A 16,837-nucleotide genomic window follows, 5' to 3' on the forward strand; every position below is an offset into this window, starting at 1 on the left:
CGACTACGGCGTGCCGTCGCTGTTGCCGCCGCGCTTGAACAGCTTGCCCAGCGCGACGAACAGCATCACCACGCCGGCGATGACGACCTTCTTGCCGGCCACCAGCACGGCGAGCAGGCCCTTGAAGAGGCCCGCCTTGGCGGCGACCTTGCCCGCCACCAGGCCCGCGACACCGTACGCGGCGACGCGGCCGGTGCTGGGGTCGAAGTCCTCGTAGCGGTGGCCCGCCTGGAACTCGGTGAAGGCGAGCACCTGCTTCATGTCCTTCTCCACCTGGTGCAGCGCCACCATGCTGGAGACGGCGTTGAGGACCAGGACGCCCTCCTTGCCCAGCACGCGGACGGCGTAGTTCAGCGTGTGCTCCTTGTTGCCACCGAAGGACAGCTCCTGGGCCCAGTACAGCTTGCGCGTGCTGGCGTCGTAGTGCGGGGTGGCGGCCCAGCCGACCAGGTCCACGGCCTCGAAGCCCGCGCGGGTGCGCTCCTTGTTCTCCTCGCGGGTGCCCTCCTGCATCTCCTCGAGCAGCTCCGCGTAGTCGATGCTGGCCGCGTCCTTGTCCTCCACGTGGCCGTCATCGTCGTACTGGATGACCACGCCCCAGCCTTCCGGTGCGTCCACGCTCACGTCCGAGGGGACCAGCATGCCCAGCGTCTTCGTGCCCGGAGGATTGCCCCACACCTCCACGAGCACCTTCTCCGCGTCCTCGGGCGACAGGTAGCCGAAGTTTGCGGGGACGTTCATCTTCGCCAGGCCGTCGCCCAGCACCACCACGCCCGTGCGCAGGTGCAACTCGGGCAGCGCCGGGGCGACCACCTCCGCCTCCTCGGCGGCCTCCTGCGGCTCGGGCGCCTGGGCCCACGCACTCACTCCCACCAGCAACAACACCGCGAACAACCCACGTCGACACTGCATTGAGCGCCCCCTCCAGGGATTCCAGACACAATCGGGCGGAGGGACGTGAAGCATCAGCGAGGCTGACGATGCCGCATGCGGCTCGACGCACGCGCACGGCGGGCCCCCGGGCCCGAAAGGCGCGGCAACCTAGCGGCGCGTCGGAGCACGCGTCAAATCAGCGCCGGTGCGGGCGAAGGACTCAGGCAGCTTCGGTTTTCGGGACAGCCACGGGACGCACGAGAAAGTCGCGCGCGGTCGTGACGGCGCGCGTGTCCTCGAGCACCTGACCGGGAGTGTTGGCGTGGCCGATGAGCGCGCCCCGCCAGTGCATCTCCAGGTAGTCCGCGCTGAGCTGGAGGCTCTTCAACAGGGGCTCGGCGACGACGTCATCCTCCTCGGAGGAGTGGGAGGTGACCAGCGAGAGCACCTTGCCGCGCATGCGCTCGCGGAAGCGCAGCTCGGTGATTCTCAGCCAGTGGGACCAGTGCTCCAGGTAGGACACCGCGTTGGCGGGCAGGCCGTACCAATAGACGGGCGCGACGAAGACGAGCTCATCGGCGGACACCGTGCGCTGGGCGAGGTCCCACAGCTCGGGGCTCAAGGGCTGCGTGTAGCCACCGGGGGTGTGGCGCAGGTCCTTGAAGATTTCACCCCGGTAGCGCTCCAGGTTCACCCACTCCGCCACCGTGCCAGGAGGCAGGGACTCCGCGGCCTTGCGGGCGAGCTGCTCCGCGTTGCCGTTCTCACGGGCACTGGAGAGCAGGAAGAGGAGTCGACGGGCGTGCATGGCGGAGGTCCGGGAGAAGGAGCGACCGCGCCTTCATAACGAAGGCGCTCGCGTCTCGCACGGGCCGAACTCGTGCGCACATCGAGGCGCACCCGTCGGACAGCCAAGGCACGGCGAGCGGAACCAGGGTCCGAGGGCTCGCGCACCTCGCATCGCAACGAGAGCCCCGGACGAATAGGCTTCGCCGTCGGCGTTCGGCTTCACCCAGTCCAGGCGCGAGAGCGCGAGCCAGGACCCGAGGTCTCACACACCTCGCGCCTCCGCGAGAGCCCGGTCGCCACGCTTCGCCGTCGGCGTTCGGCTTCACCCAGTCCAGGCGCGAGAGCGCGAGCCAGGACCCGAGGTCTCACACACCTCGCGCCTCCGCGAGAGCCCGGTCGCCAAGCTTCGCCGTCGGCGTTCGGCTTCACCCAGTCCAGGACCCGAGGGCTCGCGCACCTCGCGTCTCCGTGAGAGCCCTCCGGCGCGCCGACTCACTTGCCGCAGAAGTGCGCGACGGCGCGGGCCAGCACGGCCTCGCAGCGAATCAGGTCCTCGATGGGCACATGCTCGCCCGTCTGGTGAGCCACCCGGATGTCGCCAGGGCCGAACACCACGGCCTCCGCGCCCAGCTCCGTCATCTGCGGCGCTTCCGTGCCGAAGGGCACCGTGGTGGACGCGTTGCCGCTGGCCTCGGCCAGGAAACGCACCACCTCCGCGTCCGCGCGCGTGTTCACGCCCCGGTCCGTGCGCAGCACACGGATGTGCGCCTCGTAGGCGGGCTCGTCGCGCACCAGCTCCTGGCGAATGGACTCCAGCAGCTCGGACACGCGCTCGGTGGGCTGCCCCGGGATGGGTCGCCACTCCACCGTGAAGCGACACGAGCCCGGCAGGATGTTCTTCGCCTTGCCGCCCTGGATGACGCCCACGTTCACCGTGGTGAACGGCGGCTGGAAGCCCTCGTCGAGTTCCTCGCGCAACACCGTGGTGGCCAGTTGCTCCAGCCGGTGCAGGAAGCGGCCCGCGCGGAAGATGGCCGACGCGCCCGTGTCCGGATACGCGCTGTGCCCCTCCTTGCCGAGCACCTCCACCTCCGCCAGGCAGTAACCCTTGTTCGCGCGCACCGGCGTGAGCTTCGTGGGCTCCCCCACGATGGCGTGCCGCGCGCGGCCCAGCCCCGCGGCCACCAGCTTCTTCGCGCCGATGAGGCCAATCTCCTCGTCGGCGGTGAGCACCACCATCAGCGGCGCGGAGAGCTTCTCGGCCCGCTCGGCGGCGTGCAGCGCGCACGCGATGAAGCCCTTCGTGTCACAGGCACCGCGCGCGTACAGCTTGCCGTCCTTCTCCGTCAGCTTCAGCGCGTCCGTCCACGCCGCGTCGTACGGCACGCAGTCGGAGTGCCCCACCAGCGCGAGCGCCGCGCGCCCCGTGCCGCCCTTCACCGCGACCAGGTTCACCTTCTCCACACCCGCGTCATCCGTGTAGCGCTGGCGCTCCGAGCTGAACCCCGCCTTCTCCAGCCGTGCCTGCGCGTAGTCGATGAGCGGGGCGTTGGGTCGAGCGGACGTGGTGTCCATCGCCACCAGCTCCGCCAGGGTGGCCCGCAGCGCGGGCAGCGTGTCGCTCATGAAGACTTCCTCCGTCGTGGCGTCATGCCATCGCCCGGCATCAGGCGCCAGCCCCCGTCATCGATACAGCGAATGCGCGAGCGTCTGGAAGGCGCGCCCGCTCTCCTCCGCCAGCGGATGCACCCCGTCCCGGACCACCAGCCGTCCAGCCACCGCCACCTCGCGCACCGCCGACTTCTCCGCGCCCAGGACGATGGAGACGAGCAGCGACTGCGGCGACGCGCCCACGAGCGATGGATGCCCCAGGTCCACCGTAAAGAAGTCCGCCAGCGCGCCCGGCGCCAGCGTCCCCGTGGACAGCCCCAGACAGCGCGCACCATCCGCGGTGGCCATGTCCAACAGCCGCGCCCCCAGGCCGGAGACCTCGCCACCGCCCGGGTCCAGGACCGAGCGTCGCAGCCGGGCCAGCCGCAGGTGCCCCTCGAGCTGACGGGCCTCGTCCAGCAGGTCCACGTGCGCCTGACTGTCCGAGCCCAGGCTGATGCGCGCCCCCGCCTTCACCAGCGCGTCCGCGGGGACGATGCCGTCCCCCAGGTTGCGCTCCGTGGAGGGACACGCGCACACCGTCGCGCGAGCGGCGCCCAGCATGGACACCTCCTCGTCCGTCAGGTGCACGCCGTGCACGGCGGTGAAGCCCGGCCCCAAAAGGCTCAGGTCCGACAGCAGCTCCACCGGACGCCGGCCGTACTCCGCGAGGCTCGCTTCGATTTCCTTGGGCTGCTCGGCGACGTGCATGTGCACGGGGAAGCCCCGCGTCTTCGTGACCGCGGCCAGCCAGCTCTTCGGCACCGCGCGCACGCTGTGGGGCGCGAGCCCCACGCTCACCGCCGCGTCCCCCTTCACCTCGCTGGCGAGCGACTCCGCCGACGCGAGGAACGTGTCCACGTCCGGGTCGATGAAGCGCCGCTGACGGGGATTGGGCGCCACCTGGAAGCCCGCGCGCGCATACCCCACGCGGAGCAGACAGATGCGCAGGCCCGCGTCCCGCGCGGCGCGGATGACGGCCTTGGCCAGCACGTTCCGGTCCGCGTAAGGCGTGCCGTCCTGCTGGTGGTGGATGTAGTGGAACTCGCCCACGGTGGTGATGCCGGCGAGCGCCATCTCCACGAAGACCTGCCGGGAGGCCACGTAGACGTCGTCAGGCCCCAGGGACTCGGCGGCGCGATACATGGCCTCGCGCCAGCTCCAGAAGTCATCCGCCTCATGCCCGGCGGCCACGTACTCGGTGCGCCCGCGGATGAGCCGCTGGAACGCGTGGGAGTGGCCATTGACGAGCCCCGGCAACAACGCGCGGCCTCGCAGCCGCACGACGCTCGCCCCGGAGGGCACGGAGGCCGCCTCGAGGATACGGCCGTCGGCGCCCACGGCCAGGGCGCCCCCTTCGATGAGCCGGCCTCCCACGTATAGGAAGTCCGGCTGGTAGACAGTGATGTCGCTCACCCCGCCGAGCGTACGCCAGCGGACCGGGCCACGCAGCAGCCGTGACACGGTCCACCCACGTCGCTGTCAGCGCCCGAACTCCGCCAGCTTCCAGCCTTCGTCAGGAGCCGGATGATTCGTGTTGTCATCCGCGCCAGGACGCCCCAGGCCCCGGTGCACGGCCGGCGCGGAGGCGTTCACCGAGCCCACGTAGAACACGCCGTGGTACCCCTCCGAGTTCACCGAGTCCCACGTGTGCACGAAGTAGCGCTCGCCGTTGTTCTTGCCCTTCGTCTCACGCACGCCGCAGTCCAACCGGTCCCGCTTCCCCTGGCTGTCCACCGAGCAGATCCACGCCGTGCCGCTGTCGTACGCCATGTCCAGCGCCACCACGTCGTCCAGCTGCTGCTTCAGCAGCAGCCCCATCGGCCGGTGGTCCTTGTTCCACGGCAGGCCCTTCTTCGTGCGCGAATGGATGTTGCCCGACAGCACCACGTAGAAGCGCTTCGGCGCGGACTCCACCTGATGAATCAGCGTGGCCGCCATCGCGTCTTCACGCTGCTGCCCGTTCGCCTTCGGGTGGTCGAACACGACGACGTCCACGTCCAGACCCTGCGAGCGCAGCTGACGCAGTTGCTCCAGCATGTTCGCCATCGCCTCGCTGCCGCGACCGTCCGGATACGGGCTGCGCCAGAACGGAGCCTCCATCAGCTTCAGCCAGTCACCCTCCTCACCCTGGCTGTCGAGGAACGCATCCACACGGCCCTGGTTCTCCAGCGGCAGCTCCAACCCCACCGTCACCGGCAGCCCGGCCACGGCCGACTGGCAGGACGTCTGGGCCACGAAGCGCGGCACCTCCTGCGTGCCGTGAAGCTCTCCCAACAGGAGCATCGCGCCCGGCTTCGCCTGCTTGCCCAGACCGATGATGGGCAGGCCGCACTCGATGGCCACCTGCGACGGGGCTTCCTTCGCGTTGGGCGCCTTGGCCACCTGCACCGGCTTGGGCGCGTTCACTTCCTTCGCCAGCTTCGGCGCCACCTCCCGGAACACCCGCCACTCCATCACCAGGTCGCGCTGTCCCTGCGCCGACTCCGCGAAGAAGGAGTTCTCCCCACGAGGCGCCGCGATGACCTCCTCCCAGTCCTCGGAGCTGGTCAGCGGCGCGCTCTGCGGCTGGGTCGGCTCGACCATGTAGTCATCCTCGCTCTTCCCCGACATCTCGCTCCTGGGCCCCATGCCCCAGGCCCGGGTCGGGGACCAATCCACCTGGTTCCCCGAGTTCGCCAGCGTCTTGTTCTGGCTCTTGGTGATGCGGAAGATTTGCAGCTTGCTCGTCGTGGGCGTCTCCCGCCGACCCACGACCATGTAGCGGTGGAAGAAGCCGGAGACCTTGGAGCCGCCGAACTCCTGCCGCCACTCCGTCTCCAGCACCCGACTGCCTCGGTCCTCGCGGAAGGGCAGCTTGTTGCGGGTGAAGAACTCCCGGACCTCCGGCCACATCTCGTCCAATGGACGGTCGTAGATGGCCTCCCGGTCCGGAATCTCCAGGTCACTGCGGTGAGCCGCGCACCCCAGCCCCACCCATGTCGACACCAACATCACCGCGTAAAGAGCCGAGCGCATCCGCCCTCCTGACATCGCGTTGCAACTACAGGAACGCGAGCAGGAGGGCGGCCATATCGTCACGGCTCAGCGTGAGGACGCGAGCTTCCCCGTCTCCGGCACGAAGGGATTCTTGCTGCCCTCCTTGCCCGGGCCGCTGTCTCCCACGCGGATGGCCGGCGCGGAGGCGTTCACCGAGCCCACGTAGAACACGCCGTGGTAGCCCTCGGCATTCGCGGAGTCCCAGGTGTGCACGAAGTAGCGCTCGCCGTTGTTCTTGCCCTTCGTCTCACGCACACCGCAGTCCAGCCTGTCCCGCTTGCCCTGGCTGTCCACCGAGCAGATCCACGCCGTGCCGCTGTCGTACGCCATGTCCAGCGCCACCACGTCGTCCAGCTTCTCCTTCAAGAGGAGCCCCATGGGCCGGTGGTCCTTGTTCCACGGCAGGCCCTTCTTCGTGCGCGAATGGATGTTGCCTGACAGCACCACGTAGAAGCGCTTCGGCGCGGACTCCACCTGGTGAACCAGCGTGGCCGCCATCGCGTCCTCACGCTGCTGCCCGTTCGCCTTCGGGTGGTCGAACACGACGACGTCCACGTCCAGGCCCTGCGAGCGCAGCTGACGCAGTTGCTCCAGCATGTTCGCCATCGCCTCGCTGCCGCGACCGTCCGGATATGGGCTGCGCCAGAACGGGGACTCCATCAGCTTGAGCCAGTCGCCCTCCTCACCCTTGCTGTCGAGGAACGCATCCACACGGCCCTGGTTCTCCAGCGGAATCTCCAGCCCCACCGTCACCGGCGTCCCCGCCACCGTCACCTGGCAGGACGTCTGGGCCACGAAGCGCGGCACCTCCTGCGTGCCGTGCAGCTCACCCAGCATCATCACGGTGCCCGGCTGCGCCTTCTTGCCCAGACCGATGATGGGCAGGCCGCACTCGATGGCCATCTGCGACGGCGCCTCGTTGGCCTTGGGCGCCTTGGCCACCTGCACCGGCTTGGGCGCGTTCTCCTCCTTCGCCAGCAGCGGCGCCACCTCGCGGAATACCCGCCACTCCATCAAGAGGTCGCGCTGCCCCTGCGCCGACTCCGCGAAGAAGGAGTTCTCTCCACGAGGCTCCGCGATGACCTCTTCCCAGTCCTCGGAGCTGGTCAGCGGCGCGCTCTCGCCCGGACTGTTCGCCGGCCTGGCATCCGCATCATTGAACATGGCACGCCCGACGCCCCAGTCGACTTGAATGGACGGGTTCTGCAGCGCCTTGTTCCGGCTCTTGGTGATGCGGAAGATCTGCAGCTTGCTCGACGTGGGCGTCTCCCGTCGGCCCACGACCAGGTAGCGGTGGAAGAAGCCCGCGACCTTCGAGCCTCCGAATTCCTGCCGCCACTCCGTCTCCAGCACCCGGCTGCCCCGGTCTTCGCGGAAGGGCAGCTTGTTGCGGGTGAAGAACCCCCGGACCTCCGGCCACATCTCGTCCAGTGGACGGTCGTAGATGGCCTCCCGGTCCGGAATCTCCAGGTCACTGCGGTGGGCCGCGCACCCCAGCCCCACCCACGTCGACAACAACATCACCGCGTAAAGAACCGAGCGCATCCACCCTCCCGACATCACGTTCCAGAGCGAGAAACGCGAGTGGGAGGGCGGACATATCGCCCGGAGCTACTTCGACGACGCGAGCTTCCCCGCCTCCGGCACGAAGGGGCTCTTGCCGCCCTCCTTGCCCGGGCCGCTGTCACCCACGCGGATGGCGGGCGCGGAGGCGTTCACCGCGCCCACGTAGAACACGCCGTGGTAGCCCTCGGCATTCGCGGAGTCCCACGTGTGCACGAAGTAGCGCTCCCCGTTGTTCTTGCCCTTCGCGTCGCGCACGCCACAGTCCAGCCTGTCTCGCACGCCCTTGCTGTCCACCGAGCAGATCCACGCCGTGCCGCTGTCGTACGCCATGTCCAGCGCCACCACGTCGTCCAGCTTCTGCTTCAGCAGGTAGCCCATCGGCCGGTGGTCCTTGTTCCACGGCAGGCCCTTCTTCGTGCGCGAGTGGATGTTGCCCGACAGCACCACGTGGAAGCGCTTGGGTCCCACCTCCGCCTGGAGCGCCACCGTGGCCGCCATCGCGTCCTCGCGCTGCTGCCCGTTCGCCTTCGGGTGGTCGAACACGAAGACATCCACGTCCAGCCCCTGCGAGCGCAGCTGACGCAGGTGCTCGAGCATGTTCGCCACGGCCGCGCTGCCGCGCCCATCCGGGTACGGGCTGCGCCAGAACGGCGCCTCCATCAGCTTGAGCCAGTCGCCCTCCTCGCCCTTGCTGTCGAGGAACGCATCCACGCGGCCCTGGTTCTCCAGCGGCAGCTCCAACCCCACCGTCACCGGCAGCCCCGCGACCACGGCCTGACACGCCATCTGCGCCACGAAGCGCGGCACCTCCTGCGTGCCGTGCATCTCGCCCAGCAGCATCACCGTGCCCGGCTGCGCCTTCTTGCCCAGGCCGATGATGGGCAGGCCGCACTCCACCGCCATCTGCGACGGGGCCTCCTTGGCGTTGGGCGCCTTGGCCACCTGCACCGGCTTGGGCGCGTTCTCCTCCTTCGACAGGAGCGGCGCCACCTCGCGGAACACCCGCCACTCCATCACCATGTCCCGCTGGCCCTGCCCGGACTCCGCGAAGAAGGCGTTCTCGCCCCGAGGCTCCGCCAGCCGGTCCTCGAAGTCCTCCACGCCCAGACCCCTCGTCTCCGAGTCACTCGGGGGGGCCAGGTTGCGGCTGACGCCCCAGTCGATCTGCACGGCCGGGTTCTGCAGCGTCTTGTTCCGGCTCTTGGTGATGCGGAAGATCTGCAGCTTGCTCGACGTGGGCGTCTCCCGCCGGCCCACCACCAGGTAGCGGTGGAAGAAGCCGGAGACCTTGGAGCCGCCGAACTCCTGCCGCCACTCCGTCTCCAACACCCGGCTCCCCTTGTCCTCGCGGAAGGGCAGCTCGTTCCGGGTGAAGAAGCCCTGGACCTCCGGCCACATCTCCTCGAGGGGCCTGTCGTAGATGGCCTCCCGGTCCGGGTAGTCCAAATCACTGCGATGGGCCGCGCAGCCCATGACGAACAGACCTGCCAACACCGCGACGACTGCGGAGCGCACCATGCCGCCTCCTGGGAGTCCTTGTCCGGGAGACTAGAACGGAGGCACACGGCTGGCATATCGCAGCGCAGGCCTACTCCGGGTGCGGGCCCTGGGTCAGGCCTGGACCTCCGAGCCCTCGTGCAACGGGGCGCGCTCCTTCTCCCAGGGGCGGGTCCGGACGGCCTCGCGAATCCACAGGATGTGGCGGCGCTCGTCCTCGCGGTGGCGCTCGATGAGCAGGCGCACGTCGGGGCTCCACTCGAAGCGCAGGGCCACGTCGTAGGAGCGGTTCGAGTACTCCTCGTTGCCGAGCATCGCCACCAGCGCGGCCTCGGTGCCCATCATGCTGGACATGGCCGTCAGGCCCTTCATCGCCGCGCCCTTCAGGTCGGGCTTCAGGTCCAGCGGCGTGCCTCCGAAGTGGTGGATGAAGCCGTTGAGCTCCCGCACATGGCGCACGTGGTCGGCACGGAACTCGGCGAGCCGCTCACGCACCAGCGGCTCCGGGATGCGCGCGAGCGCCGCGTCATAGGCGCCCACCGCGTCCGCGTCGAGCTGCGCAAGGCTGCGCAGGCGTGCCACCTCGGACTTCTCGGCCATGTCGACTTCCTCCAAGCCAGGGACCGCGAGCAATGTGAGAAGCCTCTTCCCACGAGCCAACCCGTCCCCCGGTGCCTCGGCCCGGCCGCCCTGACGCCGAGCAGGCGGCCTGGAGGTTGCTCAGGAGCGGGGATGTGCGGGACGCAGCGGCAGCGCGCCCTCACCGCGGGCGCCACGGCGCTCGGCGCGGCGGTGCTTCAGGACGATGAGCTCGCCGACCAGCGCGCTCACCAGAATCAGCACGTTGGTCACCACGAAGACCCAGTTGCCCACCAGCACACTGTAGGTGGTGAAACCCACGGAGGCGGTGATCTGCCCGAGGAAGAGCCACTGCGACACGCCCTTGCTGGAGCCGGTCTTCCACTGCTTGTGGATCTGCGTCCCCAACGTCAGCAACAAGATGAAGGAACTGAACCAGCCCACCGCCTCGATGCCCATGCCGCCGTGCCTCCCGGGTACAGATGCGCATGTGTGCGGGCACGGCGCCAGCCGCGCATTCCTCGGGGGCTCACAAAGACCCCGCTGTGCCGGCGATGAGGCCAGGGCTCGACGGGTCGCCCGCTCGGAGGGGCGGTGACGCAGGTGCTCGCCAACGGTGGCGCGGTCGACGTTGCGACGGGCCTCCTGGATGCCGACCGTTGAGCCGTGAACCGCGCGCGCACACGACGTCATTCGACGGGCTCGCTGCGAGCACCACGCGCCCAGGCCGCGAGAACCTCCGCGCCCGCATCACACGCCACGCTGACGCATGGGGACCGCGTCCTCTTCCCCGACGCGGGCCTGACGAAGGCGGATGTCTTCGCGTACTACCGCGAGGTCGCGCCCCTGATGGTCCCCGTCCTCGAGGACCGTCCCATCTCCGTGCAGCAGTGGCCCGCTGGAATCCAGGCACCAGGCTTCTTCCGGCATGGGCTGTCGGGCATCCCCGCGTGGGTGCCCACCCAGCGCGTGCGCCACCTGGACAAGACGCTGCGCCACGTGAACGTGAACGGCGAGCAGCCCCTGCTGTGGCTCGCCAACCAATCCGCGCTCACGCTCCACATGTGGCTGAGCCGCGCGCCCAAGCTCTCGCAGCCCGACTTCCTGGCCATGGACCTGGACCCGGGCAAGGGCGGCTGGTCCGACGTGGTGACGGTGGCGCTCGCGCTGCGCGGACTGCTCGAGGAACAGGGCCTCGAGAGCTACCCCAAGACCTCCGGCAAGCGCGGCCTGCACGTCATGATTCCCCTCGCCCCCGGACACACGTACGCGAAGGTGCAGGCACACGCGGACGCCGTGGCCCATGCGCTGGAGGAGCGACTGGGTGCGCTGGCCACCACGGTGCGCGGCATCCGCGCGCGCAAGGGCCGGCTGTACCTGGACACGGGACAGAACGCGCGCGGCAAGACCATCGTCGCGCCCTACTCTCTCCGGGCCAAGGCGGGAGCGCCCTTCTCCGCGCCCCTGAAGTGGAGCGAGGTCACCCGACGCCTCGACCCCGCGCGCTTCAACCTCCGCGCACTCAAGAGGCGCCTGGACAAGGTGGGGGACCTGTTCGCGCCCGCGTTGAAGCACCCACAGCGGCTGCCGGACTGACACGCTCGGCGGCTCGCCACACCCATTCGCGACACACCGTGCACGACGTCAGTGCCGGTGTTATGGGGGCGACCCACCATGGACTCCGCTGTCGCCTCCGGCCCCGTGAAGCCCGCGAGCCGTCTGAAGGTCGCCCTCGCCTACTGCACCTGCTTCCTCCTCTGGGGCTCCACCTGGTCCGTGGTGAAGGTGGGCCTGGAGGACCTGCCACCGTTGCGCTTCCTCGGCACACGGATGCTGGTGGCGGGGCTCGTCCTGATGCCCTTCGCCCGCTCGGCGGGACAGGTGGACCTGCGCACCGGCGGACGCATCGCGGGGCTGGGCATGCTCCAGCTCGCGGCGCCCTTCACCCTGCTCTTCTTCGCGCAGCAGTGGATTCCATCCAGCTGGGCCGCGCTGCTGTTCTCCACCTTCCCGGTGTGGCTGCTGTTCGTCGGCCGCGTCCTGCTGCCGGACCAACCGCTCACCCCCGGCAAGCTCGTGGCCGCGGGCCTGGGCGTGGCGGGCGTGGTGATGCTCCAGTCCTCCGACATCCAGGGGCTGGCGCTGTCCGGCAAGGTGCTGCTGGGCGTGGGGATGACGCTCTTCTCCGTGGTCCTCATCGCCGTGGCCAACGTGCTCGTCCGTCGCCACATGGCGCACGTGCCACCGCGCGTGCTCGTCTTCGGACAGGCGCTCAGCAGCGGCGTGCCCCTGCTCGCGCTCTCCTTCCTGCTGGAGTCGAACGCCACCGTGACGTGGACGCCGCGCGCGGTGGGCGCGGTGCTCTACCTGGCCATCTTCGGCACCGCGTTCACCTACCTGTGTCTCTACTGGCTCCTGCCGCGCATCTCCCTCACCGCGCTGGGCGCCATGGCGCTGCTCGACACGCTGGTGGCGGTGGTGCTCGGCGTCGCGTTCCTCGGCGAGCCGCTCACCGTGTCACTCGTCGTGGGCGGCGCGCTCATCCTGGGGAGCGCGGCCCTGGCCAATGCGCTCCCCCAGCGGTCCCCGCCCCGATCCGACGAACAGGCCCGGAGCTGAAGGGGCTCGAAGGTCACCGCGAGGCGTTCAGCGCGCGGTGCTCCTGTATCCACGCGCGCGCCTCTTCGAGGGTGTCCACGTAGCGCACGTCCAGCGGACGGCCACCGGTGAGCATGGAGCCCACCATCAAGCTCTTGGTGGTGGCCTTCTGCTCCAGCGCCGCGCCCACGTAGACGATGCCCAGGAACCAGTCCGCCTTCGCGTGCTCCACCAGGTAGCGGCGCGACTCCGGGCTCAGCTGCGACTCGGCGATGTCCGCCGCCAGGTAGAAGCGCCCCTCGGAGGACAGCGACTGATACAGGCCACAGGACCAGCGCGACGTGTCCTCGGTGATGGCGCCCCGGAAGCGCGCCCACAGGATGTCCGGCGCTTCCAACCACGCACGCTGCGCGCCGTGGTTCCACTCCTGCTCCCAATCCCTTGCCATGAGACTCCCGCGAAGAGGCCGGGCCCAGGATAGGCCCGACCGCCCGCGCTTCCCACTCGTCCGCCGCTAGAACCGCAGCGGCAGCGAGAACGCCGTCCCATTCTGCGTGCCCGTCCGGAAGCTGCGCGGCGCGCCGATGACCAGCGTAGGCGGTGTTGTCTGGTTGCCCGGCGTCAGCGCGATATCCTGACCAATCTGGCTTCGCTCGGAGCCATCCCCCGCGACGAGCAGGAAGGGCGACAGCGCGCCCTGCATGCCGGGGCCGCCCGCGTAGATGAACACGGCGCCGCCGCCATCCGAGGCCTCGGAGGCGCCCGGCGCGCCCACCACGAGGTCCGGCACCTTGTCGCCCGACAGGTCCACGTTGCCCGCCAGCGACGTGCCGAAGCCCACCGCGCGCGACTTGTGCACCAGGACGATGGGGTTGAGCCCATCACCGAAGAGGCCCACCACGCCCGAGGCCACGTGGTCGGGCTTGGCCATCTCCGCCCGGAGCGTGGCGATGTCGACGAGCAGCACCACCGGCTGGGTGGTGCCGTTGAAGGGCACGGACGTGGCGCTGATGGCCAGGAAGTCGCGCGCGTCACCACCGCCGCCCGCGTTGCCCAGGACCTTGCCCGCGCGGGCGATGGCGAGCCCCAGCCCCTGGTTGTTGAGCTGCACCTCGCTGTCCGCGGCGATGCGCCACACGGTGGCCGTGGTGCGCGAGCACTTCGCGCCGAAGCCCAGGAGGATGGCCACGCCGGAGCGGGTGCCCTCCGCGTAGCGCCACGCCAGGTCGTCACACGTGTCGCCGTCGATGTCGCCCAGCGACGTGAGCGCGCTGGTCTGCAACGCCATGGAGGGCCAGGTGTAGACGGGGTCGCAGACCATGGTGAGCTTGCTCAGCCCCGTGTCATCCGGCGCGCGGCCCAGGAACACCTCCAGGCCACGGTCGCGCAGCACGCCCAGGTCCTCGAACCCGTCGTTGTTGAAGTCGAAGCCGCCCACCAGGCCGCGCCCCAGCGCCGAGCGCTTGCACTTCGCGTCCGTCTCCGGCGTGCAGCCGGCAATCTGCAGCGGCGCCCACATCCGGTAGGCGGGCTTGTAGCTGCCGTCCGCCTGGCCCAGCGACACCAGCACGCCGCCCACGGACTGGCTGCCCGTGGTGAGGCACTCGGCGCGCGTCGTGTGGTACTGCGCCGCGTGCTCCGCGCTGGTGCTCGCGGGGACGATGAGGCCCGTGGCGCCCACCACGAGGTCCGGGCGGCCGTCCTTGTTGAAGTCGGTGAAGGCCACGTCCGCGCCCACCGAGCGGCCCGCTGTATGCGGGGAAGGAGCACCCTCCGCGCCCACGACGGCCTCCCCCGTGCGCGCCACCGGACGCACGTACGCGCGGCCGATGGAGAGCGCGTCACCGTCTCCGTTGGCGCCCGCGCCGGACCACCCCGGCGCGCCCAGCAGCGCCAGCGCGCCCGAGGCGCCCGTCGCCACCGCCACCTGCTCACCCACGCGCTCCACGCTGGGTCGCGCGGGGACATAGGAAGACGTGCGCGCCCACTCCGTCAGCGACGCGCCACCCCGGCGGAACAGCTCCACGCGGCCGGTGAACACCCCCGCCGCCGACGACGCGCGCCCGGCGAAGGCCGCCAGCGAGTCCCCATCCGGCAGCTTCCACACCGCCAGGCCCGCGCCCAGCGTGTCGGAGCGGGCCGTGCCGTTGAGCGCCAGCAGCGGCTTGTTGATGACCGCGCCCTTCGTCAGCGTGGACAGCGGGTACGCCAGCACCTTGCCACCGAAGCGCAGCGCGGTGGCGCCCGTGCCGGGCTGCGCATACGGCGCGCCCAGCAGCAGCTCCGGCCCCGCCACGCCGTCCACGTCGAGCACCGCGAAGCTGCGCCCCGCGACGATGCTGGCCGACTCACCGTAGATGCGCGCGAAGGCCTCCTCGCGCTTCACCTGCGGCGGCGTGGCCGCGGGGTCTCCCGTGGGCACGAAGGTGCTCAGGTCGAACAGCAGCGCGCCGCCCGCGTCGGTGGCCGCGCGATTCCCACCACTGGCGCTCAGGTCCGGCGAGTCCGCGCGGTCCGCCACCGCCATCAGCAGCGGCGGGCGCGTGTCGTCACCGGGGATGGCGCCCAGCCGCCACGTCCCCTCGTTCGAGTCCGCCAGGTTGGCGGGCAGCACGTACACGTCCGGGGACGCCCGGAAGCGGATGCCCTCCGAGCGCGCGAAGAAGACGGAGATGGCCACCTGCGTGCCGGAGACCGCGCCCTCCGCGGTGTAGCGCGACACCTTGCTGAGGGCGGCGATGTCCAGCCGCCCATCCTTGTTGAAGTCCGCCGTCACCAGCACGCGGCCCATGTCCGAGCCCGTGCGTGCCATGGGCGCTCCGTCCTTCGACAGGTCCGAGCCCCCCAGGCGAATCGAGGGCAGGTCCGGCACCGGGGCGCTCGCCGAGGAGAGGTAGATGTCCACGGTGCCGCGCGCGCGGATAGCGCTGGTGGGCGCCAGGTCTCCGGCGGGCGAGCCCACCACCAGGTCCACCTTGCCGTCCCCATCCATGTCCGCCACGGCCATGCCCGCGCCGAAGGCCGCGTCGCGCAGGAGGCCGGCCAGCTGCAAGCGCAGCGGCGCCGGGGCGCCCCCCTTGAACGTGTAGAGGTACACCGCGCCCGCGTTGCTCACCGCCACGTCCGCGCCCGGCGAGGACACCACCAGCTCCGCGCGTCCGTCGCCGTCCAGGTCGCCGGCGGCCAGCGCGTCACCGAACTGCGCCGTGTCCGTGTCACCCGTGAGCACCCACAGCGGCTGCGGGTCCAGCCCGTCGTTGCCGCCCTTGTAGATGAAGACGGCGCCGCCGGTGGGCCGGCCCAAATCGCTCTCGCGCTGGCCCACGGCGAGGTCCAGCACGCCGTCGCCGTCGAAGTCCGCCGTCACCATGCTGGCCGCGTCGGTGAGCCGTCCGTGTGCGAGCCCCGGCCGCGTCAGCTCGTCCAGCACCACCACCGTGACGGACGCCTTGTCACCGGTGAACGGGTCCGACGCCTCCAGCAGCGCCGCGCCCGTGTCACCCGAGAGGAAGCCGATGCGCCCGGCCGCGAGCGTCCCCGGCCCCGACACCTTGCTCCACACCACCCTGTCGCTGCCGCCCCGCGTGAACAGCGGCACGGACGACCCCGAGGGCACCGCCAGATACGCGGGCGCGCCGGCCAGCCGCGCCGTCTTGCTCACGGTGTACTGGAGCTCCACCTCGTCGCCCGTCTGCGAGTCGCGCACGGAGACCAGGTCCAGGCCCTCGCCGGTGCCCGCGGTGTAGCGGCCCTCCGGCGTCAGGGTGGCGCCCGACAGGTTCTGCTTCAGGCTGTACGTGGCCGTGCCCAGCAGGCCCCGCGCCGCCACCTGGAAGGACACGCCCGGCCTCACGTCCGCGCGCGAGGGCGCGATGTCGAAGGCGGCGATGACGTCCACCGTGGCGCGCGCGTCACCGGGGCAGCGCGCGTCCTCCACCACCAGCGTGTCACTGCCCGGCGTGTGTCCCGCGATGAAGCGGCTGCCGCGCAGCTCGCCGGACGAGCCTCCGTCCTGCAGCGTGTAGCGGTACTGGCCGCTGCCGCCGGTGGCCACCAGCGACACGGGGCCCCCCACGCGCACCCGCGTGGGCTCGGCGCGCAGGCTCACGGGCGACAGCCCCGTGCACCGGTCCACCTCCGGAGGCGGCTCCTGCTCACGCGCGGGTTCCAGGTCGTCGGAGCAGGCCGTCACGAGGAGCGCGAGCAGGGGGGCCGCGCGAGGGAATCGAATCATGGGGTGCCTCGG

13 protein-coding genes are annotated in these 16,837 nt (G+C 70.5%); 2 read left to right on the forward strand and 11 right to left on the reverse strand.

Features of this window, described 5'->3' with window-relative positions; all coding sequences use genetic code 11:
• Positions 1-3: 3 nt before the first annotated feature.
• The 9 genes from LXT21_RS07345 to LXT21_RS07385 all read right to left on the reverse strand — a co-directional run bounded on the left by LXT21_RS07345 (position 4) and on the right by LXT21_RS07385 (position 10,452).
• Complete coding sequence (locus LXT21_RS07345; protein ID WP_254037364.1) at positions 4-912, reverse strand: DUF2167 domain-containing protein; 909 nt, start codon at positions 910-912, stop codon at positions 4-6.
• Positions 913-1,093: 181 nt separating this feature from the next.
• Positions 1,094-1,681 (reverse strand): flavodoxin family protein, encoded by a 588-nt coding sequence (locus LXT21_RS07350; protein ID WP_254037365.1) that lies wholly within the window; start codon positions 1,679-1,681, stop codon positions 1,094-1,096.
• 473 nt (positions 1,682-2,154) lie between these two features.
• Complete coding sequence (gene argE / locus LXT21_RS07355) at positions 2,155-3,288, reverse strand: acetylornithine deacetylase (RefSeq protein WP_254037366.1); 1,134 nt, start codon at positions 3,286-3,288, stop codon at positions 2,155-2,157.
• Positions 3,289-3,345: 57 nt separating this feature from the next.
• Positions 3,346-4,728, reverse strand: coding sequence for a formimidoylglutamate deiminase (gene hutF, locus LXT21_RS07360; RefSeq protein WP_254037367.1), 1,383 nt, complete (start codon positions 4,726-4,728; stop codon positions 3,346-3,348).
• Positions 4,729-4,794: 66 nt separating this feature from the next.
• Entirely contained in the window at positions 4,795-6,330 is a 1,536-nt protein-coding gene (locus LXT21_RS07365) for a hypothetical protein (RefSeq protein WP_254037368.1), read from the reverse strand.
• Between the two features lie 66 nt (positions 6,331-6,396).
• The gene (locus tag LXT21_RS07370) at positions 6,397-7,896 is read right to left on the reverse strand and encodes a hypothetical protein (RefSeq protein ID WP_254037369.1); all 1,500 of its coding nucleotides are present in this window, start codon (positions 7,894-7,896) and stop codon (positions 6,397-6,399) included.
• 66 nt (positions 7,897-7,962) lie between these two features.
• Positions 7,963-9,435, reverse strand: a complete 1,473-nt coding sequence (locus tag LXT21_RS07375) for a TraB/GumN family protein (protein ID WP_254037370.1) — start codon at positions 9,433-9,435, stop codon at positions 7,963-7,965.
• Between the two features lie 93 nt (positions 9,436-9,528).
• Positions 9,529-10,014 (reverse strand): ferritin-like domain-containing protein, encoded by a 486-nt coding sequence (locus tag LXT21_RS07380; RefSeq protein WP_254037371.1) that lies wholly within the window; start codon positions 10,012-10,014, stop codon positions 9,529-9,531.
• 120 nt (positions 10,015-10,134) lie between these two features.
• On the reverse strand, positions 10,135-10,452 hold the full coding sequence (locus LXT21_RS07385; RefSeq protein ID WP_254037372.1) for a hypothetical protein: 318 nt from the start codon (positions 10,450-10,452) through the stop codon (positions 10,135-10,137).
• Positions 10,453-10,659: 207 nt separating this feature from the next.
• Between LXT21_RS07385 and ligD the strand changes: the two genes are divergently transcribed.
• Together ligD and LXT21_RS07395 are read left to right on the forward strand one after the other, a co-directional pair.
• Entirely contained in the window at positions 10,660-11,589 is a 930-nt protein-coding gene (gene ligD / locus LXT21_RS07390; RefSeq protein ID WP_254037373.1) for a non-homologous end-joining DNA ligase, read from the forward strand.
• A 78-nt stretch (positions 11,590-11,667) separates the two neighbouring features.
• Positions 11,668-12,612 (forward strand): DMT family transporter, encoded by a 945-nt coding sequence (locus tag LXT21_RS07395; RefSeq protein WP_254037374.1) that lies wholly within the window; start codon positions 11,668-11,670, stop codon positions 12,610-12,612.
• Between the two features lie 13 nt (positions 12,613-12,625).
• On the opposite strand, the gene LXT21_RS07400 is transcribed toward LXT21_RS07395, so the two are convergent.
• Positions 12,626-13,039: a hypothetical protein gene (locus tag LXT21_RS07400; protein WP_254037375.1), complete on the reverse strand. Its 414-nt coding sequence runs from the start codon at positions 13,037-13,039 to the stop codon at positions 12,626-12,628.
• Positions 13,040-13,105: 66 nt separating this feature from the next.
• Positions 13,106-16,825: a VCBS repeat-containing protein gene (locus LXT21_RS07405; protein ID WP_254037376.1), complete on the reverse strand. Its 3,720-nt coding sequence runs from the start codon at positions 16,823-16,825 to the stop codon at positions 13,106-13,108.
• Positions 16,826-16,837: the final 12 nt, after the last annotated feature.

Origin of the sequence: Myxococcus guangdongensis, assembly GCF_024198255.1 — a bacterium.
Lineage (GTDB): Bacteria > Myxococcota > Myxococcia > Myxococcales > Myxococcaceae > Myxococcus > Myxococcus guangdongensis.